Source organism: Nocardia australiensis, from assembly GCF_020733705.1.
In the GTDB taxonomy this organism is placed as follows: Bacteria; Actinomycetota; Actinomycetes; order Mycobacteriales; family Mycobacteriaceae; genus Nocardia; species Nocardia australiensis.
In genome coordinates, this window is record NZ_JAJFZM010000001.1 from 2,302,237 (window position 1) to 2,327,509 (window position 25,273).

The window sequence follows — 25,273 nt, forward strand, 5'->3', positions numbered from 1 at the left end:
CATTGAGTCCGCCGATTCCAGCGGTTACAGCAATAGTCCGAGTGCGACGCAACCGAGACAGATCGCGACGACAGTGGCCAGTGCGATCACGTCGTTGCGGCCGGGGGAGCTGGGATGGGCGGTGAGCTGACCGGTGCCGCCGCGCGCGGTGATGGCTTCGCCCAGCTCGCCCGCGCGGCGGGTGGATACCGCCATCGCGGCGGTGAGAATGTCGATCAGCGGGTTCTCTGCGGCGCGATGGACCATATCGGGTTTGGGGCGGAGTTTCCGGGCCGCACGCAGCACCCGCATCTCGTCCATGAGTAGCGGCAGGCCACGCAGGGTGAGGGCGACCACGACGGCCCATTCGTCCACCGGCACCCGCAACTTGCGCAGTGGAGCCCCCATCCTCGCGAGCGCAGGTGCGATATCACCCATCGGCGTGGTCCAGGCGATCATGAACGAGGCGGCGACCATGATCAGGCCGAGGGCCACGATCTGGGCATAACGCAACACCGCGGCGCCGCCGATCGGCACATTGGTGAGCGCGCCGATGCCGAGCAGGCCCCAGAACCACCAGGGCAGCCGTGGCAGGGTGCCGATCGGCAGCCGGGCGAGCACCCCGACCAGCAGCAGGAAAGCGACCATCACGCCGAGTACCGGCCAGGATGGCACGAACATCAGTACGAGGCTGATCAGGAAAGCCGCGATTATTTTGGTACCCGCCCATAGGTTGTGGATCGGGCTTGCTATCGGTACCTCACGGAAGAGCACGGTGCTCATGATTGCCCTCCATGCTCGAGTCGCCAGGCGGTGGCGGGTTGCGAATCGGGGCGGTGCGTCGCGGCGGCCGAGCTGCTCGCACCGGCGGGCACCGGCTCGGCGCCGAGGATTCGCCCGGCTCGCAGGTGCACCGTCCGGTCACACACGCCGGCCAAATCGTCGACGTCATGCGAGATGATGATCAAGGTGTGACCCGAATCGCGAAGGCGGGCAAGCAGTTCGACGACATCGGCGCGCCCCTCGGGATCGAGACCGGCCAACGGTTCGTCAAGCACGACAACCTGTGGGTGACTGGCCACGATCGCCGCCAGCACCACCCGCTTGGCCTGCCCGCCACTGAGTTCCTCGATGGAGTTGGCGGCAAGCCTGCGATCGAGGCCGACGGCGTCCAGTGCCCGTCCCACCGCGCCGGACCCGGTGGCCCGGCCACCCCAATCGGCGATCTCGGCCCCGACGGTCTGCTTCTGTAGTTGCAGCCGGGAATGCTGGAACGCCAACGCCACGTGGCCGATCCGTTTAGCGATCGGCTTGCCGTCGAGTTCGCACCGGCCGGAGCTCGGCTCGATCAATCCGGCTATGACCCAGGCGAGTGTGGATTTGCCGGAGCCGTTGCCGCCCACGACAAGTAGCGCCTCGCCGCGGTGGACCGAAAGATCGACACCGTGCAAAGCCGGTGCCTCCCAGGGGGTTCCACGATTGTAGGTGTGATGGATATCGCGCAGTTCCAGGATCGAATCGCCCATCGCGCTGCGGCGTGGCAGGCGTACCGGTGCGGGCCAGGCGGGCAAGCGTTCGACGGTGCGCCCGCTCGATAGGTGCACGACCCGATCGGCGGCGTCGGCGTCGGCCTCGTGATGTGTCACCAGCACCACCGCCATGTTGTGGTGTTTCGGTAACCCGGCGAGCAGGCCGACGAGATCGCGGCGGCCGTCGGGATCGATCATCGAGGTCGCTTCGTCGGCGATGAGCAGTGCCGGACGCCGAGCCAGTGCCGCCGCGACTGCCAGCCGCTGCTGCTGGCCGCCGGACAGGGTGGCGGTCTCCCTGTCTCCCAAGCCGTCCAGGCCGACCTCGCGTAACAGTCCGTCGATATCGACGTCAGCGGCGAGTTCCTCCGAAAGGCCCCACACCACGTCGTCGGCGACCAGCACACCGAGGGTCTGACTCTCGGGACGTTGCAGCACCAGCGCGGTGCCGCCCAGCGCGCCGAGGCCGGCCGAGCCCGGTCGGTGCACGATGCCCGAGGTGGGCGCGAGTCCGGCGAGCAATCGGGTGAGCGTGGATTTGCCGGAACCGTTGTGGCCGACGACCGCAACGAACTCGCCGATGTCCACCGTGAGCTCGACATCTTGCAACGAGTTGCCCGCCGCACCGGGGTAGCGGAAGGTGACATCGCGCAGCGTCACCGGAAGGGGGGCCACGGGGCGGTTATCCGGTGGCGCGTCGAGCCGGTCGCGGCCGGGTAGACCGGTCAGCCGGTCCAGGACCGAACCGAGCACGTACCAGGAGAACACCGCGGTCCCGACGACTCCGGCGGTGACGGTCACCGCGATCCAAATCCACCACGAGGCAAGTATCGAATCGGTCAGATCGCTGACGACCCGTCCCAGCGGCTCCAGCAAGGTCTGACGTGCCGCGAGGTTTTCGACGCCGTGGGCAGTATTGCGGATGCTGTCGAACAGCAGATCGCGGGAGCGGGAGAACACCAGCAGCGACCCGACCGCGAACGACGCCCAGACCAGTCCGACGAGCAAAGACAGTCCGAGCACGGTGACCAGCCCACCCCCGCGCCGTTTCACCGTGCCGATAATGCCCGCGAGGGTGGCCGAGCTCACCAGTCCGATCGCGGGCGCGATACCCGCCGCGACGAAGGTGACCAGCGCCGCCGCAATAGTGGCGGTGACCAGAGCCCGCAGCCGATAGCGGTGCGCGAGCATGCCGAGCGGCACCGCCGCCACGAGTTGTAGTCCGGCGGCGAACGGAATCACCGATCCGATGGTGACCAGTCCGACCGTGACACCGCCCAGCACCGCACCGGTAGCCAACTCGATTGGGCGCAGCGCTCCGCGCTCGGTTGAGCTCAGCGCTCCGCGCTTGCGGGGGCCGGTTGCTGGGGGCAGATCACTCACGCAACAAGTCTGCCAGCCTTACCTGTAACGGTTGCGCGGATGCGCATGGCTATATGGTTCAGGAGGTGGGTGTGAGGCGGTAGTCGGCCGCTTTGACCCGGCGAATGCGGCGCCGGTAGCTGATCTGGGTGCCCGGCCAATTGTTGGTGATCCGGCCGGAGGCATTGCGGTACCAGCTGGAGCAGAAATTCCATGGTGTCCTGTCCAGGCGTTGCTGCAGGGCGGTGTTGAACCGCTGCTCGGGGTCCGCGCGCACTTCCAGACTGTGGCCGGGGCGGGCGGCCAGCAGTTCGACGGCCTGCCGGATATAGCGGGCCTGCGATTCGATCATGTAGACGATCGAGCCGACGCCGAGGTTGGTGTTCGGGCCGTAGATCAGAAACAGATTCGGGAACTCGGGCACAGTGATGCCGTAGTAGGCATGCGCGCCGCTTTGCCACGCATCGGAGAGTTTACGGCCGCCGCGGCCGTAAATCGTGATAGGCCAAAGGAATTCGGTGCCCTTGAATCCGGTCCCGTAGATGATCACATCGGCCTCGTGCACGGTGCCGTCGGCGGTGCGCGGGCCCGCGGGGGTGATTTCGGTGATCGCCGCGGTCTGCACGGACGCGTTCGGCTGGGTGAGCGCGGGGAAGTAGTCGTTGGAGAACAGTCCGCGTTTGCATCCGATGGGGTAGTCGGGGGTGAGCTTGGCGCGCAATGCCGGATCGCTGACCTGCTTGTTCAGGTGCCGCATCGCGACAGCGCCCACCGCGGAGGCGATGCGCGGAATTTCGACCAACCCGAGCGCCACGAATTCGGTGGCAGCCCACCAGCCGAATCGCTCGGCGAGCAGCGCGCCGGGCAGTCGCGCGAAGAGTTTGTGCTGAATGGGCCTGTAGTCGGTGTCGAATTTCGGCAGCACCCAGGCGGGGGTGCGCTGGAACAGGGTGAGGTGTTCGACCCGCGGCTGGATCTCGGGAATGTATTGAATCGCGCTCGCGCCGGTTCCTATGCAGGCCACTCGCTTTCCGGTCAACTCGACGGTGTGATCCCATTCGGCGGAGTGGAAGCTGCGGCCGGCGAAGGTGTCGATGCCGGGGAGGTCGGGCAGGGCGGGCCGCGACAACTGGCCGACAGCGGGGATCAGGACCTCGGCTGTGCGCGAGATTCCGTCGGTCGTCCGGACGGTCCACCGGCCGGAGGTGTCATCGAACTCGGCGTCGGCGACCTCGGCCCCGAAATGGATGTGCGGTAGCAGTCGATGTCGGTCCGCGACGCCGTGTAGGTAGTCGTGAATGGCGGCTTGGCCCGAATAGCGCTGTGGCCAGTCCGGCTTGGGCTCGTAGGAGAACGAATACAGCGGTGAGGGCACATCGCAGGCGGCGCCGGGATAGGTGTTCTCCCGCCAGACGCCACCGATGTCGTCGGCCCGTTCCAGAATGGTGATGTCGTCGAAACCGCTGCGCCGCAGCTCTATGGCCATTCCGATGCCGCCGAAACCGGATCCGATGATGATGACCGACGGCCGGTTGCCAGCATTCATGTGACACCTCTCACAGTTTTTCGTCTGACCCCACTGTAGGACCGTCCGGCGCGTTGGCGCTGGTATTCGCGGTCGGCGGATCGAGATTTTCGGCCATAATGGCGGTGTGGAGCGGGTACAGGATCCGGGAATCCGCGACTGGAATTTTCCCCGCGGAATAGCGAGCGTGGCGCTGATGGTCGGCTACGCCGGCGAACACGGCGTGCCCGCGACCCGGATGCTCGCCGGGACCAGACTCACCGAGGCGATGCTGCGCGACCCCGACGCCCAGATCGATGCGTATATCGAGCTCGCCGTGGTCCGCAATCTGGTGCGCGAACTCGCCGACCGCCCCGCGTTCGGCATCGAGGTCGGTCGCCGCTACCGCATCACGACCTTCGGCATCTTCGGCTTCGCCTGCGTGAGCAGCCCGACGCTGGGTGAGGCGATCGGGTTCGCGCTGCGTTATCTGGAGCTGAGTTTCACTTTCTGCCTTCCTGTCGCCGAATGGCGTTCCGGAGAATTCGTCGCGTGGGTGCACGACGAATCGATCCCCACCGATGTTCGCCAGTTTCTGGTGGAGCGCGATGTCGGCGCGATGCATCAGGTCCTGAGCGATCTATTGGGTAAACCGCTGCCGCTCGCGCGCGCCGAATTTCGTTCCGCCGAACCGGCATACGTCGACATGCTCACCGACGCGTTCGGGGTTCATCCTCGATTCGGGCGAGCGCAGAACCTGTTCTCCTTCGACCCGGCGATGCTGGAACAGCCACTGCCGCAGGCGAACGAACACACCTGGGCGATGTGTCTCGCTCAATGCCGTGACCTGGTCGACCGGCGTCGCGCTCGCACCGGTATCGCCGCCGAGGTGCGTGAACTGCTGGTGCCCGGTGGCGCGAAGGGCTTCACCGCGCCAGCCGGAATCGATACCGTCGCAAGCAATCTCAATATGAGCACCCGCACCCTGCGCCGCCGCCTCGACATCGCGGGCACCAGCTATCGCGCCCTGCTGGACGAGGTGCGCCGCGCACTCGCCGAGGAAATGCTCACGGCCACACCGCTTTCGGTGAGCGACGTGGCGATCCGACTCGGTTACGCGGAAGCCTCGACCTTCATTTTCGCGTTCAGGCGCTGGACCGGTGCCACCCCGGCGGCCTACCGTCGCGCGCGAGTGCCGCGCAGATAGCCGCTACAGCGGCTGTACGCCGAGCCAGCCGCCCATCGGGATGCTACGGAAATACGTTGTCATGCGGTTGTTTTCGTCGATGACATGCAGGGCGACCGCGGGATCGGGGGCATAGTCCATGACGTGGTCGGGCAAGTCGAGTTCCCATTCGCCGCCCAGTACCGACGCGGTGCTCGGGGCTACCAGCAGGGGGCGTCCGGCGAAGGTCGTGGCCACCGAGGAGTGGGCGTGGCCGCTGACGACGCCGACGATGCGTTGATCGGCGGCGACGATTTCGGCGAGGCGGTCCGGTTCCATCAGCGAGATCTCATCGATGACGGGGCTGAACAGATGAGCGGGCGGGTGGTGCAGTGCCAGCAGTATCGGCCCGTCGGCGGGGGCGTCGGCGAGTGCTCCGCGCAGCCAGTCGTAGGTCTCGTCGGTCAGTCGCCCGGCGGGCTCGCCGGGGATGCTCGAATCCAGCAGTACGACGGTCAATTCGCCGACGCGGTGCACATGGTTGATCGGTGCGGTAGACGCCGGTTCGCCCAGCAGCGCGATACGGAAGGCGGCGCGGTCGTCGTGGTTACCCGGTATCGAATACACCGGGATATCGGCTTGCAATGCCATCCGCGCCTCGGCGTACTGGTCCGGCTGGCCGGAGTCGGTGATGTCGCCGGTCAGCAGGATGGCATCGGGTCGTCGGCGCAGATCGGCGAGATAGGCCATCACCCGCTCGACGCGTTCGGCGTTGCGGGCGCCGAGATCGAAATGGGTATCGCTGACCTGAGCCAACAGGATCATCGGCGTTCGCTTTCTCTGGGGGATCGCTCCGTTGCGTCAGGGTGTGCCCGCGTCGCGTTCGCGGCACGTCATCAGGCTAGTTGACCTGCGCATTACCCGTCGCCGTGAGTCTCGACACGCCACGGTGGCACCTGGTCGGAAAGTGACCGGAGGCACGATCAGTCCGGTCGGTCCGTGTTCGAGGCCCACAGCGTTTGCAAGCAACGAAGGAAGGTGCGGCGGTCTGCCGCGGGCAGCTGCGCCAGCAGGATTTCTTCCTGTTCCCGGATCTCGCGTTGTGCCCGGTCGCGGGTGGTGCGGCCGGCGGGGGTGAGTGATACCAGTCGCGCGCGGCGATCGGCCGGGTCGGGGTCACGTCGGATGAGGCCGCGCTGCTGAAGGTCGTCGAGGACGCCGATGATGCGGGTCTTGTCGGCACGAATCGCCTTCGCCAGCGCGGCCTGGGTGTAGACGGGCTGGTCGCCGAGTCCGAGTAACACCGCATAACCCCACATCGTCAGGTCGTGGCGTTCGAGCACGGGCAGTTCCGCCGCGGTGAGCGCGCGGGCGAGCGGGGCCATCATCGCGGCCAGATCGGGTCGCTTGGCTTCGGGCATGGATTGAAAGTACTGCTTGGCTTATTGTAAGCGTGAGCTTACGATAAGCGTGCGCTTATGATTAGGACTCTATCGAGAGGACCACTGATGGCCACTGATTCAGATACCCGCGATGTCCACGTGCGGGCCGTCGACGAGGTCGATCTCGTCGCGTTCAACACTGAAGCCGTCCGCACCAGCATCGATCTGGTCGCCCATGTCACGCGAGCAGACCTGTCCAAGCCGACGCCATGCGCGGACTGGACACTGCACGGCCTGCTGACGCACATGATCGCCCAGCACTACGGATTCGCGGCCGCGGCGCGTGGCGACCAGGATCCGGTGCTGTGGAAGCCGCGCCCGCTCGGTGACGACCCCGCGGCCGACTACCGCGCCGCCGCCGAACATGTCATCGCGGCTTTCGCCGAGGACGGCGTACTCGACCGCGAGTTTCCGCTACCAGAATTCAGTCGCCGCTACCTGTTCCCCGGAGCCCAGGCGATCAGCTTTCATTTCATCGACTACGTCGTACATTCGTGGGACGTCGCCCGAACCCTCGGCAGGGCAGTGACTTTCGACGACGAACTGCTCAAAGCCGCGCTCCAGGTGGCCGAGGCCGTTCCCGGCGGAACCGTCCGCCTGACCCCCGGCTCCGCGTTCGCGCCGGAAGTCGAGTGGTCCGGAGCTTCCGGCCTCGACGGCATCGTCGCCATGCTCGGCCGTTCCCCAGCTTGGCCGCAGTAGCACGCCGTGTCCGACACGCCGTTATGCGCTTGCGTCACTCGGTGATTCGTTGTCTCCCAAGAGTTTGTCGGCTCGGTTCAGGATCGCGGTGGGGTCGAAAGAATCGGCGTGCACGGGTCGCCAGAAGTCCGGGCCGGGCGTTGCTTCCAGCGTCAGTTCCGGGGGAGTGCGCCAGGGGGCGGCGAGCCCGAGGCGCCAGGAGTGCAGGTGGGTCCGGTCGCAGCTATTCGATTTGTCGAACAGTGGATCACCGAGAATTGGGTGGCCGATCCAGGCCAGGTGCACGCGGATCTGGTGACGACGGCCGGTGATCGGGCGCAGTGCGAGGACCGTGTGTTCGCCGCTGTGGTGGATGGTCGTGAACTCGGTGACCGAGGGATAGTTCTTGGTATCCAATAGGTCTGTCGCCTCGACGAACCAGCGGTCGCCCTGGCGGCGAATGCTCTCGCGTGGCGCGGCGATGCGGACTCGGTTCTTGCGTCCGACACTGAGCGGCAGGTCGATGACACCGTGATCGGGCAGCCCCGCCGACGGGACGATGGCCAGGTACACCTTGCGTGCGGTCTGTTTGTTGAACTGCCTGGTCAGCTGTCCGTGCGCGCCGAGTTCCTTGGCGAACAACACCAACCCCGAGGTCACCTTGTCGATCCGATGTACCGGATACAGCGTCTCGCCCGCCGCGGCCGCGGCCTCGACAATGTCGACATCGTGCCGCTCCCCGGTGACAGAGATACCCGCGGGCTTGTTCAACGCGATAACAGCCGCGTCCTCCACCACCGAGCACCGCTCCCGCAACCACACCCAATCCACATCCACCTCAAAACCTTAAACCCGGCGGTGAGTGGTACATGGCCGCGGCGAACATCGAGAAGACCTCTCCACCAGGTCCGCTCGTGGCGAATTATCGGTGCCCGCGGCGCAGGACGTGGGGGCGTAAGCGGTTGAAGCCGCGGACTCGGACGCTGCGCAGGTTGCGGATGTCGAATTCGGGGTCGCCGTCGAGGGCGGCGGCGGCGGTGTCGTCGATCATGACGCTGCCGGGGCGGGCTACGCCGGTGAGGCGGGCCGCGATATTCACCACTGAGCCGTATAGGTCGCCGAAGCGTTGCAGGACGGGGCCGTATGCCACCGCGACGCGCAGGTCTGGGGTGCCGCCGACCATCATCGTCGACTCCTGGATGGCCAGCGCGATTCTGGCGGCGTCGGCGGGGTTCTCCGCGGCGAACATCACCTCGTCGCCGACATTCTTGATCACCCAACCACCGTTCTCGGTGATCGCGGTGGTTGTGGTGGATTCGAACGCCTCCAGCAGCATCGAGAGCTCGTCTGGATGCAGGTGCCTGGTCAGGCGGGTGTAACCGACCATATCGGCGAAGCCGACCGCCAATTCCCGCACGGAATCGCCCGCGGTGGTGCCCTCGTCGAGCGATCTGGCCAACGCGGCGGCGAGATGGCGACGCCAGGCGTAGGCGTTGAGCTTCTCGAGGGTGTCGATGGCAGCCTCGGTGGCGGCGCGGGCGGTCTCGCCGGGGTCCGCGGTGGGATCGGCCCCGGCGATGCGCTCGGTGATTTCCGCGAGCACCAGATCGACCTGCCACTCCGCCAGACGCGCCATACCTTGCCCCAGCGTGCGCGCCGTCGCCGCCTGGTGTCTGGCACTACTGGCCGACAGCACGTTCAAGGTGCGGAAGTTATGGACCGCGGCGATATCGGCGTCCGTGTAGTCGACCGCATCGTCTTCGCGTACCGCCGGAAACCCGAGCGCGGTCCAAAGCCGTTGCGTGAGCTCGGTCGACGTCCCGGACCGCTCGGCGACCTCGCGCCGGTTATACCGGCGTGGCCCGTCGAGCAGATACGACTCCACGACCGACTGCACCAACTCCGAATTCTCGGTGGGAACCATGGCCGGTACCTTACGGCCAACCCGCTGGTCAGTGGACCCTTCCGGACAGCGGACCGCCACTGTGCGGTTAGCAGGCCAGAAGCGCTCGGACCGATGGGGCAAGTTCGTACCGTCGCGAGGGGAACTCCGGCATCGGGCCTGCTCCAGTGGGCGACGTGGGGAGATCAGTCGGTTGGTCAATGGAGGCGACCGGAATGTGGTGGCCGGTCATTCTCGCTGATCCGGGCCGCTGTGTGCTGGCTGGCCGAGAGGTGCGGTGTTGCGCCGTGTTGGTCGCGCGGCGCGGAGGCGGCGTGAAACGTGCAGGTGCGGTGCGATAAGATTTGGGCAAATCGCCCACCGGTCGGGGGACTCGGGTGGGGTAGTTATGGTCGAGGGGTGAATGTTGAGGTGACATTGTTACCGGGGATCGGTGTGCGTAAGGACTTTCCGATCAAGAGCGGGCGGCGCCGGATCGGGGTCATCGATCATCGAGACGGCACCTTGGATCTGATTTTGAGTAAGGCCGATGACCCGGATGTCACCGAGCAGTTGGCGCTGTCGGCGAACGAGGCGGCCGCGTTGGCGAACCTGCTCGGAGCGCCGCAATTGGTGGCGCGATTGCGCGCCGAGCACAGCGACCTGGAGGGAGTCAACACCCGCCAGTTCCCGATCACGCGGAGCTCGCCCTATAACGGGCGAGTGCTCGGTGAGACCGAAATGCGCACGAGAACAAAGGCTTCCATCGTCGCGGTGATGCGCGCCGGACAGGTGATCGCCTCGCCGGGTCCGGATTTCACTTTCGGCGCGGGCGATCTGCTCGTCATCGTCGGCACCGCGGCCGGGCTGGACGCCGCCGCCCAGATCCTGAGCCGCGGCTGATCGATGGTGTTAGAGGGAACCGCGCTCGCGCTGATTCAGCTGGGCGCGGTATTTTTTGGTCTCGGTCTGCTCGGGCGGCTGGCCGCTCGAGTCGGGATGTCGCCCATCCCGTTCTATCTCATCGGCGGTTTGGTATTCGGCAATGGTGGGTTCGTCGCGCTGAGCGATGTGGATGAGTTCATCCACATGGCCAGCGAGATCGGCGTGGTGCTGCTCCTGCTGCTGCTCGGCTTGGAATACAGTGCCTCGGAACTGGTTACCGGGATGCGAAGATCATGGCAGGCCGGGCTGCTGGACATCGCACTCAATGCGACACCCGGAGTACTGGTGGCGATCGGTCTGGGGTGGGGTTTCACCGGAGCGATCGCGATGGCGGGCGTCACCTATATCTCGTCCTCCGGCATTGTCGCGAAGGTACTGAACGACCTCGGGCGACTTGGTAACCGGGAGACGCCGGTGATCCTATCGATCCTGGTGTTCGAGGATCTGGTTATGGCCGGCTATCTGCCGGTGTTGACCGCGGTGCTCGCCGGTGTCGGCTTCCTGACCGGGCTGAAGACTCTCGCTATCGCCCTGGTCGCGGTGACCGTGGTGCTGGTGGTCGCACTGCGTTACGGCAAATACGTCTCGGCGGTGGTCGCCAGCGACGACCGCGAAATCTTCCTGCTCAAACTGCTCGGCGCGGCATTGCTTGTCGCCGGTTTCGCATCGGCGGTACAGGTGTCAGCGGCGGTCGGCGCGTTCCTGCTCGGTATCGCGATCTCGGATTCGACCGCGCATAACGCGATGAAAATCCTGGAGCCACTGCGCGATCTGTTCGCCGCGATGTTCTTCGTATTGTTCGGGCTCACAACCGATCCCGCGAGCATTCCACCCGTCCTCGGGTGGGCGTGCCTGCTGGCGGTTGTCACTACCGTCACCAAGCTGGCGACCGGCTGGTGGGCCGCCAAACAGACCGGGGCATCGCGCTACGGTCGCGCCCGCGCCGGAACGGCGCTGGTTGCCCACGGCGAGTTCTCGATCGTCATCGCGGGATTGGCCGTCGCCGCGGGCGCGGTCCCCAGCGAGTTCACCGCAATGGCCACCACATACGTCCTGATCATGGCCGTCGCAGGCCCCATCGCCGCCCGCGTGGTCGAACCGGTCCTCGGCATTCTGAGCCGCCGTCCCGTCCCGGCCCGCCCAGCGGTCGAACCGCAGGCCCCACAGCCGGATTCGGTCGGTTCACCACCATCCGAGGATCGGGTGTAACTGCCGGCCCAGCTCGGGGGCCAGCGAGCGCGAGTAGCTCGTGGTGAGGTGGTGTTCGTCGTGGTAGATGAGGATATTGCCCTCGGCGACCGGGCAGACGTCGGTTTCGCAGATGGCGTCGGTCAGGTCGAGTGGGAAGACATTCGGGAAGGATGCCGCTGGTGCGGCGGCCGGGTTGACCGGGTCGAGCGCGTAGTCGCGACTCATACCGCAGCCGATTCTGTCACCGCCTTTGGCCAGGCAGTCGGCGGCACGGTAGCGCACCTGGTCGCGCCGTAACCAGGGAGTGTCGCGGATGGCGATCACATTGAGGCCACGGTCCGACAGCTCGGTCCACACGTCGAGGTAGTCCTGCGGAGTTTCGTCGCCCGCGTCGTCGCGGGGACGGGTTCCGGTGGTGAAAACCCAGTCGGGGCGTTGTTCGCCGAGGAGATCGATCACCTCCCGCGACCAGTCATGGCAATCCGGGATCGGCTCACCCTTGTAGCTCGGGTCGTTGGCGACCGTGAGCGGGCAGCCCATCTTCAGATACACCTGGATCCGGAAGTGGTGCTCATTGGCGAGTTCCACCAGCGCGGGAATCCAATGCTCCGCGTGTGAGCTGCCGACCACCGCCATGGTGCGTTCGGCGGCGGCATCGCCGTAGGTGCAGGTGATCGCCTCACGGGTATCCCAGTCCGCGATGCAGCCGTCGGTGGTGGGGTAGGGCAGTTCGGCCGGTGCCTCGAAAACCGATGGGCGCATCGGAGCCTGCGGCACGTGGGCGCCACTGGCCAGGGCCTCCGCGCCCGGATACTGCGCCGGGTTCAGGTAACCGACCAGCTGTGGTGGATGCGCGCTCATCGCCACATGCCACGTCATCCCGAGACCGATCGCGATCACCCCGACCGTTGATACCGCCACGCCCACGCCGCGCCGGTACCGCATCGTCATCGGGGACGGTTGTTTCGACCGCAACCGCAGCGGTTCCTCGACGAAATGCTGGGTCGCGTACGCCAATACCGACGAGACGGCGATAACTCCGAACCCGCCGACGAACCCGGCCGTCGACGCGCCGCTCTCGAACAGGAAGAAGATCAGAATCGGCCAATGCCACAGATACAAGGAGTACGACAACGCACCGAGCTCGACCATCGGCCGCGACGCGAGCGCTCGCAGCGCGAACGGCCGCGACGCCAACTCGAGATTGTTTCCGGCCACGATCAGCGCCGCCGCGGCGCCCACCGGCAGCAGCGCGGCGGGTCCGGGAAAACGGTTGGCGCCGTCGACGAGGAAGCCGCACGCCCCGACAATGGCCAGACCGGCCACCGCGAGCACCACGCGCAGCACCCGAGGCACCGAAAGCCACGGCACGGCAATCGCGAGTAGCGCTCCGGCGAGCAGTTCCCAGGCCCGCGCGAAACTGTCGTAGTAGTTCCAGCCCTGATGCGCGGCGGAACCGTTGTCGGCGTAGACGAACGACAGCACTGCCAGCACCGCGACCGTCAGCGCCAGCACCGGCCGCAATGCCCACGAATGCCCCAGCCGCTCACAGGCCCAGGTCAGCGCCGCGACCAGCAGCACAACGGCCACATAGAACTGGCCTTGTACTGCCATCGACCACAAATGCTGCAGCGGGCTCACCGAAGGATCGGCCGCCAGATAGTCCGACCAGGTCAGCGCTAGATGCCAGTTCTGGTAGTAGAACGCCGACGCCAGCGTCTGATCGGCGATATCGGACCACTGGGTGAACGGCCGCAGCGCCACCGTGGCCGCCACCACCGCCGCGAGCACGACCGCGAGCGCGGGTAACAGCCGCCGCAGCGTGCGTCGCATGGTGAACAGCACACGCACCGAACGGCTCGACTCCACTTGACGCAGAAGTAGTCCAGTGAAGAAGAATCCCGACAACACCAGGAACACGTCCACACCGCCGGACACCCGCCCGAACCACACGTGGAACACGACCACGAGCGCGATCGCGAGACCGCGCAATCCGTCCAGATCGAGGCGGTATGCGGCCGCAGGCCGAAGGGGGGGAGTGCTGCCGGTTTCGACGCGCGTGGTCGCCGTCGAGGATGGCAGCGAACCTGCCGTCACCACGCCCGGCGGCGCTGCGACGATGACGCTGCCCACTCGATATGACGACAGCCGCCATCGGCGGAAATTATCGATAGTCCCGGCACGTGAATTTTCCTACCATGTGAGGGAAACGCCGGTCCAATTCTCGGTGGTGCGTCGCTGCGCGCCGCGACGCGGCCGCAGTCGAGATTGATTGCTCCAGCGGGCCTGGGACCGAGTGCTGGAGACGAAGCCGGTTCTCATCGGCTCTGATCTGTCAATGATGGAAGCGCTCAACAGCTATGGACGGCCGTTCCACCAGCGTGGACGGGAGATGGTGCTGGGTCCGCTCAACCCGGCGGAGGTGGGCGAGATGCTCGGCCTCGATCCCGCCGCGTCCTTCGATGTGGCCTTGATCACCGGGGGAATTCCTGGAGGCAACGCTCAGTGATCGGCGGAGCGCTCGCTCGCCTGTGCAGCGCCCGGGCCGAACTTGCCGTCGTGACTCGGTCGGACGTGCGGATTCGCCGGGCTGTCGATGACCCTGACCATGAACCCGCGGAGTCGCCTGGCCGCAGATGGTGCCGGAGGTCCGCCCGAAAACCAGTGTCATCCGGCGGACTCCGACCACCCCTGAACCTCATCCGGGCGGGTTGCAGACGACGTCCACGGCGCCCCGCGCGCTGGGGTCAGACCAGTGAGGCGGTTAGGCCACCGTCGAGGATGTAGTGGCTGCCGGTGATCCATGCCGCCCGGTCGGAGGCCAGGAACGCGGTGAGCTCGGCGATGTCCTCGGGGGTGCCCAGCCGGCCCTGCTTAGCCGCCACGAGGTCGCCGAAAGGCACCTGAGTGGCAGCTTCGAAGTCGGGGATCAGACGGTCGACCATGCTGGTGTCGGCAAAGCCCGGACACACTGCGTTGACGCGGACACCATTCGGCCGCATCTCGACCGCGGCGACGCGGGTGAGTTGGATGAGCGCTGCCTTGGTGGCGCAGTAGGAGCCGAGCAGGGGGCTGCCTCCGACCCCGGCGATCGAGGCGATGTTGACGATGTTGCCCTTCGACGCGACGAGATGCTCGATCGCTGCTTTCATCACCACGAATGCCCCACGGACGTTGACTGCGAAGATCCGATCGAAACTGTCCGTGGATTGCTGCAGCAGCGGTGAGGAGATCTCGATACCGGCGTTGTTGACCAGCACATCGAGTCCGCCGAGAATGCCGACGGTCTCCGAGATCGCGGTCAGTACCTGGGCCTCGTCGGTAACATCACAGTTCGCGACACCCGCAGCTCCGATCTGTTCGGCGGTCCGCGCCGCCGCATCCTTGTCAATATCGCTGACCACCACACGGGCGCCGCGCTCGGCGAACAGCGTGGCGATGGCCTTACCGATGCCGGCGCCGGACCCGGTCACGAACACTCGCTTGTCTTGCAATTCGGACATTGTCTTCTTTCCTTTCATTCAACAAGTTGCGATCACGACGGTCTGAATGTGTTTTGGTTGCTAGTGCGACCTTCGGCCACCCGAGAGGCCTCACCGGTGCAGGCCTCTCAGGGTTCCGAACCGTCGGGTCCGGCACCAGGCCAGTCGAACGGCTGAGTGCCGCGCTGTGGTGATGGTTGTCATGGCCGATGTGCGACTCTCATTTCTGCATGGCGCTTCGAACCTCGTTCTTCAGAACCTTGCCGACTTTGGAGCGGGGGAGATCGGTCCAGATCTCGATCTGCTTGGGCGCTTTGACACTGCCGATACGGGATTTGACGAACCTGATGAGCTCGTCGGTCGTCACCGCCTGATCCGGCCGCAATTGCACTGCGGCGGTGACTCTTTCCCCCCATATCTCATCGGGCAGTCCGATCACGGCGCTTTCCTTGACTGCGGGGTGGTCTAGGAGCGCTTGTTCGACCTCGGCGGAGTAGACGTTGAATCCGCCGGTGATGATCATGTCCTTGGCCCGGTCGACGACGTAGAGGAAGTTGTCGTCGTCGAGATATCCGATGTCGCCGGTGTGGTGCCAGCCATGCGCGCTCACCTCGGCGGTAGCCTGCGGATTCTCGTGATAGCCGGCCATGACCAGCGGCCCCCGCACAACGATCTCGCCGCGTTGTCCACGCTCCAACAACGCTCCGTGGTCGTCCATGATCGCCACCGTCGTCAGTGGTGTCGGCCGGCCCGCCGACGACAACCGCTCGGTGGCGATCGACCCATCGGGCCGGAAGTGGTCAGCCGGAGCGAGTGTGGTGATCATGTTCGGTGCCTCGGTCTGACCGAACAGCTGACCGAGGACCGGGCCGATCCTGGTCAATGCCTCCGCCAGCCGTGCCGGCGAAATCGGCGCGGCTCCGTACCACAGACACCGTAAGGACGACAGGTCGGTGGTATCGAGAGCAGGGTGGTCGAGCAGTCCGTAGATCACCGTGGGCGGCAGGAACGCATGCGTGATCCGATGGCGTTCGATCAGGGCCAGGAACTGCCCGATATCGGGCGCGGTCATGATGACGATCTCCCCGCCCAGGCTCAGGATCGGGAAGGTCAGCACCCCGGCCGAATGCGTCAGCGGCGCCAAGGCCAGATAGCGAGGACGTTCCCCGAACGGGTAGCTCATCAGCGCCAGCGCCGTCGAGGTCATCATGTTGTCCTCGGTCAGCCGGACCCCCTTGGGCTTGCCGGTAGTTCCGCCGGTGCCGGCGAGCATGCACACGCGGCCCTCGGGGTAGCGGCCCAGTTCCGGTTCGGCGCGATGATCCGACAGCCACCGCTGGAACGAGACCGTCCCATCGACCTCGCCGTCCAGACACACCAGCCACTGCAGCCGGGGCAGTTGGTCCCGGATGCGTGCCACCAGATCGGCGAACTTGCTCTGGAAAAACAGGAACCGGCATCCGAACAGGTCGAACAGTTGCCTGTTCTCGTCAGCTTCGTTGCGGGGATTGACCGGGCACCAGACCGCCCCTGCCCGGGAAATCCCGAACACGCAGGTCAACGCCAGCGGGTCGTTGGCTGACAGGACTGCGACACGATCTCCGGTCTCGATGCCGGTGTGCTGCAACGCCCCCGCGATGGCGACGGTCTGGTCGTAGACCTCACCGTAGCTTCGGGTTATGCCGTCGGCGGTCAGGCACGGCGCGTCGCGTCCCAGCGAAACGCCCTTGTCGAGATACTCCGCGAGTAGCATCGTCGGACCTCAGTGGTGGGCGGTGACGATCGGATCGAGCACCAGGCCGAAGGCACGCAGCACGCCCAGCAACTCCCGATGCCCGAACGCCTGGCAGCTGGAAGTGAACCCGACCGCCCGTGGCGGCGCCTTCAGCAGATGCGCGGCACCATACGCATTGAGCAGCGCGGTCTGCTTGTAATTGCAGTTGCCGTGGATCAGGCAGTGCACCCGCCCCAGCGGACCCGAGGCATACACCGAGTCCAGCGAGGTGTTGATGCGCGGGTTCTCCCTCGGCGGTACCTCGCTGCGGATCGACGTCGACACCGCATCGATGATCTGGTACTTCTCTGCCTCCGACTTCCCCTCCATCTGCTCCAGGGCACCAGACACCATCACCGGCACACCCAGCATCAAGGGCCGGTTGATCACGCCTCCGAGCGCCCGCGCGTTCGCCACACGCGGATCGTTTTTGAACCACACCGGATGGGAGGTGCCACCCCACGGCAGCGCCAGCCCGAGCTCATGCTGACCAGGAACCACGACCTGATACACACCATCCTCGGCCGGCCATTCCACGTACTCGTTCTGCTCGAGGTAGTACGCCTTGGAGAAAGCGGCGTTTGTCAGGATCGTGTTGGTCGACGCGACCGTCGGATGCCCCTTCCAGAACACCTCGATGTCCAGCGTGTCCAACCCCGGAGTCTCCAGGCAGATGTTGGCTGCGATCTCACCGATGGTGTACATCTGCGCCAGACCGGGTGTCAGAACCAGCTTCTGCGCAGCGAACTCGCTGCCGTAACTCTGCTCGACGTCGATCATCCAGTTCTGTTCACCGTTGGTGTCGGTGTAGTGCGCACCGATCTCCAGGCACGCCTCCACTACCGCGTGTCCCCACCTTGCGAACGGACCCACCGTGTTCAGCACCACATCGGCGCCGCGGAACGCCTCTACCAGCGCCTCCTTGCTGTGCTCGACTTCGACGATCTCGTGCTCGACCGTATCGATCCCGGGCACCGCGCCGACCACGCTCTGGAGCCGCCCGTAATCGCGGCCGGCGGCGAGAAACGGGATGTTGTACTCGCGCAGGTACTCGCAGATGAGTCGGCCGGTGTACCCCGAAGCCCCGTAGACGACGACACGCTTGTCGGTTGGCATCAGATTTGTCCTCTCGTGATTCGATCGCCGCGGAATCGGCAGATCGAGTGGGCTGGGCACCATTTGTGAGACAGTTCACAATCATGGTCGGTGTGTGCTCCACGCCACGCTAGAGATTTCTTTGACAGTCGTCAAGATATTCTTGGCCAGTCGTCAAGATTTCATTTGACGACCGTCCAAAAATCGATGGTCGGCCGGCTGTCTACACTCGATGACAACCGGTCGACACGACGCGGGCCCTAGAGAGGAGCAGACGACGTGACACAGGTCGTTAGCCCCCGTGCGCGCGTAGAAGAACGTGCCCGCGACAAGTTCCAGGCGAAACGCAACGAACTCGCCAGAGCCACCCTGCAGACCCTGGCCGAACGCGGATACGCTCGCACGAGCCTGCGTGAGATCGCGCAGAACTCCGAATACTCACACGGGGTGCTGCACTACTACTTCTCCGACAAGCTCGACCTGATCGCCCATGCGGTGCGCCAGTACGAAGCCGTTTGCATTACCCGCTACGACGAAGTCGTCGAGGCTGCCACGGACGCCGAGGGACTGCGCACCGAGTTCGCCGCTACCTACTTCGGCACCCTGGTGGCCGACGCGCCGGTCCATCGCCTCTGGTACGACCTACGCAACCAAAGCATGTTCAGCGAGTCGTTCCGCGGCGAAGTCCTCGAAATCGAGGCGCATCGCGAAGATATGATCTGGCGAGTCGTCGCACGCTACTGCGAACTGCGCGGCACCACCCCGGGCATCGACCCGGCCACCGCCTATCTCGTCCTCGACGGGATCTTCCAGCGTGCGCTGCTGCACCACCTCGCCGGGAACACCACCGAACTCGGCATCGTTCGCGGCCAGCTCGATAGGGTCTTCGCGATGATCGACACGATGTCGGATCACCAGTGATCACGGTGTCGGCCGGTACCGGGTGATCCTCGAATGCGGTTGCCTCGAGCGATGACTCCCGCTCGGCTCGATCGGTACCGACGTCCTCGACGAAGGCACGCAGACATTCCCATCGGGTACCTCGGCGGCCCGTTGGTCCGGAACGCTCGCCCGCTGCCACTCATCATTTGGCCAGGGCAAACTGCTGGGAGCCACTACAACCACGGTTGCCGATACGGCATTCCGGGCAATCCCACATTCGGCCGGCGTCGGTTTATCAGCCCCCTGTTGCCCAGTACTGGTTCAACCGCTCGATCGCAGCCTCGTTCGACATCAACGCCACCTCCGCATCTGCCAAGCCGACACGGTGGATCAGCAGGTGGACGAGATCGGCCGGCAGTGACTCGCGCGGGGTGGCACGCTGCCCTCGGTCCGGGCGAACCTTGTCCAGCGCACAAGCCCGGAAGGCTGATTCGTCGACGACGAGCTGGTCACGGAAGATGTGTGCCCATATCGACGGCCCGTATCCAGTGCGGTCCACCGGGCGGGAGATCCGGGTACGCAAGGTCCTTCCGTCCGGAAGTGGCAGCTGGTAGGTGACGTGATGAGTTCCGGTGCGCCCCTGGGTATCTCGAAGGAGGCTGCGGGCGGCGCCGAGCATCGGTGCAGGCAATTAATGAAAGGCGCAGCTACTGAGATACTTTGGCTGTGTCGATTCGGACGACGAGGAGTCCGTCGTCCAGTGCGATTGCCGACCGCTGTGAGGGCTGGACCCGTGCTGGCTGCCATATTCGCCGCAGCGCGAGCTGCCGCGTTCGCGACTCAGGCCGGTTGCCCGCCGGGCAATCGGTGCGCGGGACGGTTTGGGGTGATGCTGTCGTACAGCAGGCTGAGATCCAGCGAATCGGCCGGGCTTGTCCGGGTGTGCTCTGTGTGGTCGACCTGGTGATGGAGGGCTTCCATCTTCTCGTCGAGCTGGGTGGCCACCTCGGCGGCCTGGGCTAAGTCGCTTCGGAGGTTCGGGGGTACTTCGCCTCGGTACTTGTAGTAGATCTTGTGCTCGAGGCTGGCCCAGAAGTCCATTGCAATGGTGCGGATCTGGATCTCGACCGGCATTCGGTCGGTGCGGTCGGAGCGGAAAACCGGAATCGACACGATCAGATGCAGGCTTTGGTATCCGTTCGGTTTGCGGTTGGTGATGTAGTCGCGCTCCTCCAGAACAGTGATGTCTTCCTGGCCGGCCAGCATGTCCCTGATCTTGCCGATATCGGAGATGAAGCTGCAGATCACCCGGACCCCGGCGATGTCGAGCACGTTCTCCCGGATAGCGGCCAGGTTCATCGCGTAGTTCTTGCGCTGGACCTTCTCCAACACGCTTTCGGGTGACTTGAGCCGCGAGCCGACGTGCTCGATGGGGTTGTACTCGTGGGTGTTGTTGAAGTCCTCACGCAAGATATTGATCTTGGTCGTGATCTCATCGATCGCGAATTTGTAGCCGAGCATGAAGTCGACGAACTGCTCGCGGAGCAAGCGGATGTCCGCGACGTTGAGGCGCCCCCCATTGCTGAGCAGGTCGCCATCGGAGGTCGGAGTAAGTTGCCAGGATCTCATCGAGTCCATTGTGCCCTCGTTGCGCATTCGCCGCCGCAGGGCGCAGTTGATGCCGATCGAGTCGTAGCCTGTTCCCACAGGGGCGGGGACCGGATCGAGAATGCTGGCGACGACTTCGTGCACGGTATGTCCGGCTTTGTGCAGGGCTTGTGTCTTCGGCGGGGCGTGTCGAACATGGGAACGAGGACGACCTGCGGTTTTCGGGTGGGCGGTTGGTGATCGAAGCCGGCTACCAGAACGACGTTGATCTGCAGCTCTACGTCCAACCTCGTTGGTTTGCGCCTACTCCACCCCCGAGTCGTGGCGGACGTCTGCGGAGATTTTAATTATGCGATGAGCTCGAACTCGCGGGACGAGTTGGCAAAGAAATGAGATAGGGTGTGTGTTCAAGTGAATTCACTTGCATTCGGAGGGTGATCCTTCCAATATTCTAATAGGTTATTATAGCCCGGCGGGTAGACTATGCGCATATCTTCCCTCATGATTGCGCAACCCCAGGCGTCTCCTGTTATCATTCCCTCTTTCTGTATCTCCTTTAGGCGCTCTGCGGACCAGTCGGCGATATCTCGGGGATATCCTACGGTTTGCAAGTGCTCGCTGAATCCAGCTGGATCCACCGTCCTGAGTTGCTTCACGAGGTCTGGATCAAGAGGTTTTCCGATGTGTGCTGCAACGAATTCAGAACGCATCATGGTGGAATTATTTGTCGTCTTGGGTGGGAGGAGTCCTTCATTGTCGGTCGCTGCTAATTTTCCGGGCCTGTCGGTGCGGACCAGGGCATTCTTTAGATGACGGTCACCGCTCGCCATGATGTAGTCGAGCGCCGCGACCCGTTGCCCCTCGAGGGTGTTGGTGTGGAGCGCAGGCCCGGAGTTCGGTACGTATTCTTGTAGTGATCCCTCCCCTAACGGTCCGTTCCATCTTCGCGTGTATGGGACAATGTCGAGTCCGAGTACCTGGTCCGCCTCCCACATACCGACCTCATCCCGGATGCGGCTCGTACTATGGCGAATCTTATAAATTCCAATCGGCTTTCCGTTATGTCGGATCAAATAGTTATAACCCTCTCCGCCTATTCCGGTGTCGTATTCCAGATCATCCCATTTCGGCATGTTGTGCACACTTACCGGCAAGGCGGGATCGAACCTCTTATCGGCGCTGCGGCGTATGGCGTCCGCCTCCAATTGGCGGTTCAGTTCCTTTGCTGACAGTAGGCGGTGAAAATTTTGATCTGTGTCGTCTGCCGTCCTCGCGGCAACCCGTAACATTTCGGCGCTGTCGTCGGGAATTTGCCGAGCAGCCGCACTGCCGTCAGGGAGGCGTACCTTAAGTCTGTTTCGGATCTGATTCAACATGTTGACCAAGACGTTGTTAAACATGTTGATTGCCTCCCGATCCTGGATCGTTTTGACCGCATCCCGATGCGCATCGAACCGTACCCGATTATCCCCATGCTGCTACTCAGCTGAGCCGCTATCCGGGCACTACGATCGGTTATTACTCAACCTAATGTCGCGTCGGTTCGCGCTGGTCGCCTGCGGTCTCTATTTTCATCGATCCGTAGTCGACGGTAGGTACTCGAACCCCGAACCCGCTGTTAGTGGTTCGGGGTTTTCCTGCATTCACAGCCGATCGCAGGCAGTCCCGTGCACGCGCCCGGGTTCGTCGCGGTCGGCGACGATGACCACTTCCGGCGTGTTCGCGCTTGGACGAGCCCGCGCCCACAGCATTGCAGGTCGCCGTCAGTCCGGCATGGACGGTGCGGTCGGCGTCCTTCTCTCCTTCGACCAGGTAGATATCCTCGCGGTCACTGACAGCGCGGCGAACATCGGGAAGCCGATACAGCACTGGCCCGAACCCGTCGGACTCCACCGGCCGCCTGAGTCGACCTTGCGTTGGAAGAACTGTTTCTCGTTCTCGTGTTCATGCTGCAACGTGCAGCTGGACGACCTCGCCGAGTGGGTCGTCACGCTCGTCGGTATAGAGGTAGATCGTGGCGACGTGCCGCCGCCTGGTTACCCTGCCGAGCCGCGCCTTCTTTGGGCGGCTTCGCGGGCAGGCGCGCGGAACGCGGTCAGGCGGGAGGGGCGCGTCTCTGCCTGGCTTGAAGGTCAAGCTATGCAGCGGTGGAATCTATCGATTGTCTTTCTCGTGGGTACATGCGAGGTCGTCCAGCACGTCTTTCGGTCCTATTTGCGATTTCGTCGCTATCTTTATGGTTCGGTCACCTAGGTTTGGTAACGCCTGCCGGTCACTCGGTGGATCAGTCGCCAGTGAACCATAGATATCCCAGTGCGCGCATTGCGTCTTCGGCCGCTACGAGCAATGTCTCGACAACCCTGCGTTCGTCTTCGAGTGGGGGATTCATGGCCGACAATTCATCGATAAAGAACCGCAGCTGGTAGCTATTGAACATAGTGTCAGCGTACGCATGAATTTCGCCCAGCATGGAACCCTCGGGAGCTGCCTGTACCATTCTGGATAGCGTCGAACCGTCTGTGTTCACATATCCTTCAAGTTGACGGTGCATCCGGTCCTGAACAGTGACTGAGATTCCCATTTATTCTTAGCCTCCTAGGGGATTGGGAACATATTTACGACAGTGCCCCACCTGTCGGTAATCACCTTGTATCGGGAAGTGGACTTGCCTCCAGACTGCCCAACGTCTTGGCCCGCATCAACATCGCGCTCGTAGTTTCCATACTTGTTCGGTCCTCGCGCCGTAGTATTCTCCGCGCGATCGACAAGTTCATCTAGATCTTGGTCGGGTGTGAAGGTGCTCTTGTTGGGGTCGGTGTCTGCGGTGTGATTACCATCGACATGCTTTTCCCTAATATATTCCTCAGCGGCGTCGGTCAGGCCACCAAGCGGTATTGCTGCCGCCAGGGGAAGATTCTGGTACTTGTCGTCACTGCTGTCGTCGTCCATCTTCGTGATGAGGATGGCCAACCCAGCGATGGTCGCGAGTCCACCCGTCGCCAGCGCCGCCGAGGTGAAGGTCATGCCGTTGAGCGAGGTGAAGAACGTTCCGATAGCACGCGCGATAGCAACGGCGGCGGTGTCGAGGGTAGCGGCTTCCACCCCACCCACCGTCTGTGGCTTTTTGATCATCATCACTGCGGCCGCGATAACGACGGAGGCACCTACCACCGCCATCGCGAACTGAGTGTTGATCTCGGAGCGCATCGCCGCCAACGCGACGTTGTGGGCATCGGTCGCTGCGGCCATGTCGCGTGCGGCCAGTTCGATCTCGCCCGCGCTGGTCGCGAGCGTGCGAAGGTGTGCGGCCAGGTAGGGGATGTCTTGTGGAACGTTGGACCCGTAACCACGTTCCAGCCCGTCGGCGGCCATTTTGAGCCGGGTTTGAGCACCGAACGCTGGGGTTGACCCGGCGAAGGTTTTCCAGGCCGTCGCGGCGCGAGCCAACTTGACCGTGTCGCCATCGGGGATCTCGCCACCGGCGATCTTCGCGGTGATCTTGTCATACAGGTCGGGGATCTCCGACTCGAGTCCCCGGCTGTTGGTTCCGGACGCGGCGACGCCGATGACTGAGTTCGCCCCGTATGGCAGCTCTGAGGGCACGGCGGGCAGTGTCGGTGGATCGCCCTTTTTCGGGTCCCGATTGGCCTTGTACTCCCCAGCTGCCCAGTTGTACCCGGCTGCGGCCAACACGTCACCGAAATGCTGGAGGGCCCGCGCGAAGTTGGTCGCGACCAGGGTCATCGCGGCGGCGCGCTCGTCGTAGGCTTTCGACCACGCTTTGACGGCCGTGTACCCGCCAGCCATTCCGCTGGTCTCCAATAGCGCGGTCTGTAGGGGGTTGTAAACGGTTTGGAATTCTTCCGACAGTGCGTAGCATACCTTCGCCGCGCTCTGATACGACTGCGGGGAAACCGAAACCACGAGCTAGCCACCGCTCATTCTAAGATTTATTTCCGCTGCCGCCCCGTAGGCATTCCGAGCGGTGACGGCGGCGGTGTGCATCTCAGTTATTCCCTCAACAACCTCCGCTGCCCCGGTCGCCCATTCTCGGTAGGCCTCTTCCTGGGCGGTGGCCGCCAACCCCTGCCAGTTTTGTTGGACGGCGGCGATTCGGTGGTTGAGGCCTTCCAGGCTTTCAGTGAGGAAGCCGATGAATCCGTTGGCGCGGCTGACCAGACCGTCCAGCTCGTCGATGTCGACGGTGAAATCGCGGGAGTTCTCGACCATCACATATTCAGCTTCGGTAGGTCGAGTGAATGCAGGTGAGTCGCGTTCGAAAGATCTTGGTGGGCAATAGTTTTGCTCGTGACGCCGAGCAATCCCGCCATGGTCGCGAGGGCCTCCAAGACATCGGCGGCACCCTCCTTGGTCTCGGTCCAACCAGTACCGAATGCCTCTGCCGCCGGCCCGGTCCAGTTGTCGAGGACGCTCGTTATCTCGCGGTCGAGTGAGTTGAGGCCGTTGATCAGTGAATCGGCGACTTGCTGGACGTAGGTGCCAGCATCGGTCACCTCGTCTGGAACCATCGCGAAGTCTTGTCCGGGCGTACCCGACTGAGTTGACACAAGCCCCCCTCCCAGAGACAGATGCCCAGGAGCCTAGCCGCAACCGGCACCTGGACGCGAGCCCCGAGCTGCATTAAGTGGCCGTCGAGCACGCCCCATGGATGAAGTGCACCGACGGACCGTGCTCCTGCGGACGTTGGTTGATCGGGTGCGTTATGTGGCTTTCGCGGCCTGATCGGGCGTA

25 protein-coding genes are annotated in these 25,273 nt (G+C 64.2%); 7 read left to right on the forward strand and 18 right to left on the reverse strand.

The window, feature by feature from the left end; all coding sequences use genetic code 11:
* Positions 1 to 24: 24 nt before the first annotated feature.
* Genes LKE06_RS10495 through LKE06_RS10505 form a run of 3 tightly spaced genes read right to left on the reverse strand, consistent with a single transcriptional unit; the run spans position 25 to position 4,416 of the window.
* Entirely contained in the window at positions 25 to 762 is a 738-nt protein-coding gene (locus LKE06_RS10495; protein WP_227998401.1) for an energy-coupling factor transporter transmembrane component T family protein, read from the reverse strand.
* Positions 759 to 2,891: an ABC transporter ATP-binding protein gene (locus tag LKE06_RS10500; protein ID WP_372477319.1), complete on the reverse strand. Its 2,133-nt coding sequence runs from the start codon at positions 2,889 to 2,891 to the stop codon at positions 759 to 761. Before LKE06_RS10500 ends, LKE06_RS10495 begins: the two co-directional genes overlap by 4 nt.
* 58 nt (positions 2,892 to 2,949) lie before the next feature.
* Positions 2,950 to 4,416 carry a flavin-containing monooxygenase gene (locus LKE06_RS10505; protein WP_227998402.1) on the reverse strand — a complete coding sequence of 489 codons (1,467 nt, stop codon included), beginning with the start codon at positions 4,414 to 4,416 and terminating at the stop codon, positions 2,950 to 2,952.
* 106 nt (positions 4,417 to 4,522) lie between these two features.
* Here LKE06_RS10505 and LKE06_RS10510 point away from each other — a divergent pair, with 106 nt between their 5' ends.
* Positions 4,523 to 5,581, forward strand: a complete 1,059-nt coding sequence (locus LKE06_RS10510; RefSeq protein WP_227998403.1) for an AraC family transcriptional regulator — start codon at positions 4,523 to 4,525, stop codon at positions 5,579 to 5,581.
* A 3-nt stretch (positions 5,582 to 5,584) separates the two neighbouring features.
* On the opposite strand, the gene LKE06_RS10515 is transcribed toward LKE06_RS10510, so the two are convergent.
* Both LKE06_RS10515 and LKE06_RS10520 read right to left on the reverse strand, forming a co-directional pair.
* A complete protein-coding gene (locus tag LKE06_RS10515; RefSeq protein WP_227998404.1) occupies positions 5,585 to 6,364 on the reverse strand; it encodes a metallophosphoesterase in 780 nt (259 codons plus the stop codon).
* Positions 6,365 to 6,522: 158 nt separating this feature from the next.
* Positions 6,523 to 6,960, reverse strand: a complete 438-nt coding sequence (locus LKE06_RS10520) for a MarR family winged helix-turn-helix transcriptional regulator (protein ID WP_227998405.1) — start codon at positions 6,958 to 6,960, stop codon at positions 6,523 to 6,525.
* Positions 6,961 to 7,047: 87 nt separating this feature from the next.
* Between LKE06_RS10520 and LKE06_RS10525 the strand changes: the two genes are divergently transcribed.
* Positions 7,048 to 7,683 carry a TIGR03086 family metal-binding protein gene (locus tag LKE06_RS10525; protein ID WP_227998406.1) on the forward strand — a complete coding sequence of 212 codons (636 nt, stop codon included), beginning with the start codon at positions 7,048 to 7,050 and terminating at the stop codon, positions 7,681 to 7,683.
* Positions 7,684 to 7,704: 21 nt separating this feature from the next.
* On the opposite strand, the gene LKE06_RS10530 is transcribed toward LKE06_RS10525, so the two are convergent.
* Together LKE06_RS10530 and LKE06_RS10535 are read right to left on the reverse strand one after the other, a co-directional pair.
* Positions 7,705 to 8,499, reverse strand: a complete 795-nt coding sequence (locus tag LKE06_RS10530) for an RluA family pseudouridine synthase (RefSeq protein WP_227998407.1) — start codon at positions 8,497 to 8,499, stop codon at positions 7,705 to 7,707.
* Between the two features lie 85 nt (positions 8,500 to 8,584).
* Positions 8,585 to 9,586: an adenylate/guanylate cyclase domain-containing protein gene (locus tag LKE06_RS10535; protein ID WP_227998408.1), complete on the reverse strand. Its 1,002-nt coding sequence runs from the start codon at positions 9,584 to 9,586 to the stop codon at positions 8,585 to 8,587.
* A gap of 378 nt (positions 9,587 to 9,964) precedes the next feature.
* Here LKE06_RS10535 and LKE06_RS10540 point away from each other — a divergent pair, with 378 nt between their 5' ends.
* Entirely contained in the window at positions 9,965 to 10,447 is a 483-nt protein-coding gene (locus LKE06_RS10540) for a cation:proton antiporter regulatory subunit (RefSeq protein ID WP_227998409.1), read from the forward strand.
* A gap of 3 nt (positions 10,448 to 10,450) precedes the next feature.
* Positions 10,451 to 11,698, forward strand: coding sequence for a cation:proton antiporter (locus LKE06_RS10545; protein ID WP_227998410.1), 1,248 nt, complete (start codon positions 10,451 to 10,453; stop codon positions 11,696 to 11,698).
* Here LKE06_RS10545 and LKE06_RS10550 read toward each other — a convergent pair.
* The gene (locus LKE06_RS10550; protein WP_372477359.1) at positions 11,672 to 13,780 is read right to left on the reverse strand and encodes an acyltransferase family protein; all 2,109 of its coding nucleotides are present in this window, start codon (positions 13,778 to 13,780) and stop codon (positions 11,672 to 11,674) included. The two genes, LKE06_RS10545 and LKE06_RS10550, sit on opposite strands and share 27 nt — an antisense overlap.
* A gap of 196 nt (positions 13,781 to 13,976) precedes the next feature.
* On the opposite strand from LKE06_RS10550, the gene LKE06_RS10555 reads away from it, so the two are divergent.
* A complete protein-coding gene (locus tag LKE06_RS10555; protein WP_227998411.1) occupies positions 13,977 to 14,189 on the forward strand; it encodes a hypothetical protein in 213 nt (70 codons plus the stop codon).
* A 238-nt stretch (positions 14,190 to 14,427) separates the two neighbouring features.
* On the opposite strand, the gene LKE06_RS10560 is transcribed toward LKE06_RS10555, so the two are convergent.
* The 3 genes from LKE06_RS10560 to LKE06_RS10570 all read right to left on the reverse strand — a co-directional run bounded on the left by LKE06_RS10560 (position 14,428) and on the right by LKE06_RS10570 (position 18,052).
* Positions 14,428 to 15,183 carry an SDR family NAD(P)-dependent oxidoreductase gene (locus LKE06_RS10560; RefSeq protein WP_227998412.1) on the reverse strand — a complete coding sequence of 252 codons (756 nt, stop codon included), beginning with the start codon at positions 15,181 to 15,183 and terminating at the stop codon, positions 14,428 to 14,430.
* A 199-nt stretch (positions 15,184 to 15,382) separates the two neighbouring features.
* Positions 15,383 to 16,915, reverse strand: coding sequence for an acyl-CoA synthetase (locus LKE06_RS10565; RefSeq protein ID WP_227998413.1), 1,533 nt, complete (start codon positions 16,913 to 16,915; stop codon positions 15,383 to 15,385).
* 9 nt (positions 16,916 to 16,924) lie between these two features.
* Complete coding sequence (locus LKE06_RS10570; RefSeq protein ID WP_227998414.1) at positions 16,925 to 18,052, reverse strand: DUF5938 domain-containing protein; 1,128 nt, start codon at positions 18,050 to 18,052, stop codon at positions 16,925 to 16,927.
* 258 nt (positions 18,053 to 18,310) lie between these two features.
* Between LKE06_RS10570 and LKE06_RS10575 the strand changes: the two genes are divergently transcribed.
* Positions 18,311 to 18,952 (forward strand): TetR/AcrR family transcriptional regulator, encoded by a 642-nt coding sequence (locus LKE06_RS10575; RefSeq protein ID WP_227998415.1) that lies wholly within the window; start codon positions 18,311 to 18,313, stop codon positions 18,950 to 18,952.
* 256 nt (positions 18,953 to 19,208) lie between these two features.
* On the opposite strand, the gene LKE06_RS10580 is transcribed toward LKE06_RS10575, so the two are convergent.
* From LKE06_RS10580 to LKE06_RS10590, 3 genes are all read right to left on the reverse strand, one after another.
* Positions 19,209 to 19,604: a cytotoxic translational repressor of toxin-antitoxin stability system gene (locus LKE06_RS10580; RefSeq protein WP_227998416.1), complete on the reverse strand. Its 396-nt coding sequence runs from the start codon at positions 19,602 to 19,604 to the stop codon at positions 19,209 to 19,211.
* A gap of 149 nt (positions 19,605 to 19,753) precedes the next feature.
* Positions 19,754 to 20,542, reverse strand: coding sequence for a GTP pyrophosphokinase (locus LKE06_RS10585; protein ID WP_227998417.1), 789 nt, complete (start codon positions 20,540 to 20,542; stop codon positions 19,754 to 19,756).
* Positions 20,543 to 20,928: 386 nt separating this feature from the next.
* Entirely contained in the window at positions 20,929 to 21,921 is a 993-nt protein-coding gene (locus LKE06_RS10590; protein ID WP_227998418.1) for a hypothetical protein, read from the reverse strand.
* A 301-nt stretch (positions 21,922 to 22,222) separates the two neighbouring features.
* Between LKE06_RS10590 and LKE06_RS10595 the strand changes: the two genes are divergently transcribed.
* Entirely contained in the window at positions 22,223 to 22,774 is a 552-nt protein-coding gene (locus tag LKE06_RS10595) for a hypothetical protein (RefSeq protein ID WP_227998419.1), read from the forward strand.
* A 31-nt stretch (positions 22,775 to 22,805) separates the two neighbouring features.
* On the opposite strand, the gene LKE06_RS10600 is transcribed toward LKE06_RS10595, so the two are convergent.
* From LKE06_RS10600 to LKE06_RS10615, 4 genes are all read right to left on the reverse strand, one after another.
* The gene (locus LKE06_RS10600; RefSeq protein WP_227998420.1) at positions 22,806 to 22,958 is read right to left on the reverse strand and encodes a hypothetical protein; all 153 of its coding nucleotides are present in this window, start codon (positions 22,956 to 22,958) and stop codon (positions 22,806 to 22,808) included.
* Between the two features lie 158 nt (positions 22,959 to 23,116).
* Positions 23,117 to 24,445: a hypothetical protein gene (locus LKE06_RS10605; RefSeq protein WP_227998421.1), complete on the reverse strand. Its 1,329-nt coding sequence runs from the start codon at positions 24,443 to 24,445 to the stop codon at positions 23,117 to 23,119.
* Positions 24,446 to 24,448: 3 nt separating this feature from the next.
* The gene (locus LKE06_RS10610) at positions 24,449 to 24,751 is read right to left on the reverse strand and encodes a WXG100 family type VII secretion target (RefSeq protein WP_227999393.1); all 303 of its coding nucleotides are present in this window, start codon (positions 24,749 to 24,751) and stop codon (positions 24,449 to 24,451) included.
* Complete coding sequence (locus LKE06_RS10615; protein ID WP_227998422.1) at positions 24,751 to 25,089, reverse strand: WXG100 family type VII secretion target; 339 nt, start codon at positions 25,087 to 25,089, stop codon at positions 24,751 to 24,753. Before LKE06_RS10615 ends, LKE06_RS10610 begins: the two co-directional genes overlap by 1 nt.
* Positions 25,090 to 25,273 lie beyond the last annotated feature (184 nt).

Coding starts and splice junctions, on each gene's coding strand:
- LKE06_RS10600 (WP_227998420.1), bottom strand. CDS start 22,958: ATGTTCAATAGCTACCAGCTGCGGTTCTTTATCGATGAATTGTCGGCC.
- LKE06_RS10590 (WP_227998418.1), bottom strand. CDS start 21,921: ATGTTTAACAACGTCTTGGTCAACATGTTGAATCAGATCCGAAACAGA.
- LKE06_RS10505 (WP_227998402.1), bottom strand. CDS start 4,416: ATGAATGCTGGCAACCGGCCGTCGGTCATCATCATCGGATCCGGTTTC.
- LKE06_RS10515 (WP_227998404.1), bottom strand. CDS start 6,364: ATGATCCTGTTGGCTCAGGTCAGCGATACCCATTTCGATCTCGGCGCC.
- LKE06_RS10535 (WP_227998408.1), bottom strand. CDS start 9,586: ATGGTTCCCACCGAGAATTCGGAGTTGGTGCAGTCGGTCGTGGAGTCG.
- LKE06_RS10595 (WP_227998419.1), top strand. CDS start 22,223: ATGACCACTTCCGGCGTGTTCGCGCTTGGACGAGCCCGCGCCCACAGC.
- LKE06_RS10585 (WP_227998417.1), bottom strand. CDS start 20,542: ATGAGATCCTGGCAACTTACTCCGACCTCCGATGGCGACCTGCTCAGC.
- LKE06_RS10495 (WP_227998401.1), bottom strand. CDS start 762: ATGAGCACCGTGCTCTTCCGTGAGGTACCGATAGCAAGCCCGATCCAC.
- LKE06_RS10610 (WP_227999393.1), bottom strand. CDS start 24,751: ATGGTCGAGAACTCCCGCGATTTCACCGTCGACATCGACGAGCTGGAC.
- LKE06_RS10570 (WP_227998414.1), bottom strand. CDS start 18,052: ATGCCAACCGACAAGCGTGTCGTCGTCTACGGGGCTTCGGGGTACACC.
- LKE06_RS10520 (WP_227998405.1), bottom strand. CDS start 6,960: ATGCCCGAAGCCAAGCGACCCGATCTGGCCGCGATGATGGCCCCGCTC.
- LKE06_RS10560 (WP_227998412.1), bottom strand. CDS start 15,183: ATGTCCGAATTGCAAGACAAGCGAGTGTTCGTGACCGGGTCCGGCGCC.
- LKE06_RS10525 (WP_227998406.1), top strand. CDS start 7,048: ATGGCCACTGATTCAGATACCCGCGATGTCCACGTGCGGGCCGTCGAC.
- LKE06_RS10565 (WP_227998413.1), bottom strand. CDS start 16,915: ATGCTACTCGCGGAGTATCTCGACAAGGGCGTTTCGCTGGGACGCGAC.
- LKE06_RS10545 (WP_227998410.1), top strand. CDS start 10,451: ATGGTGTTAGAGGGAACCGCGCTCGCGCTGATTCAGCTGGGCGCGGTA.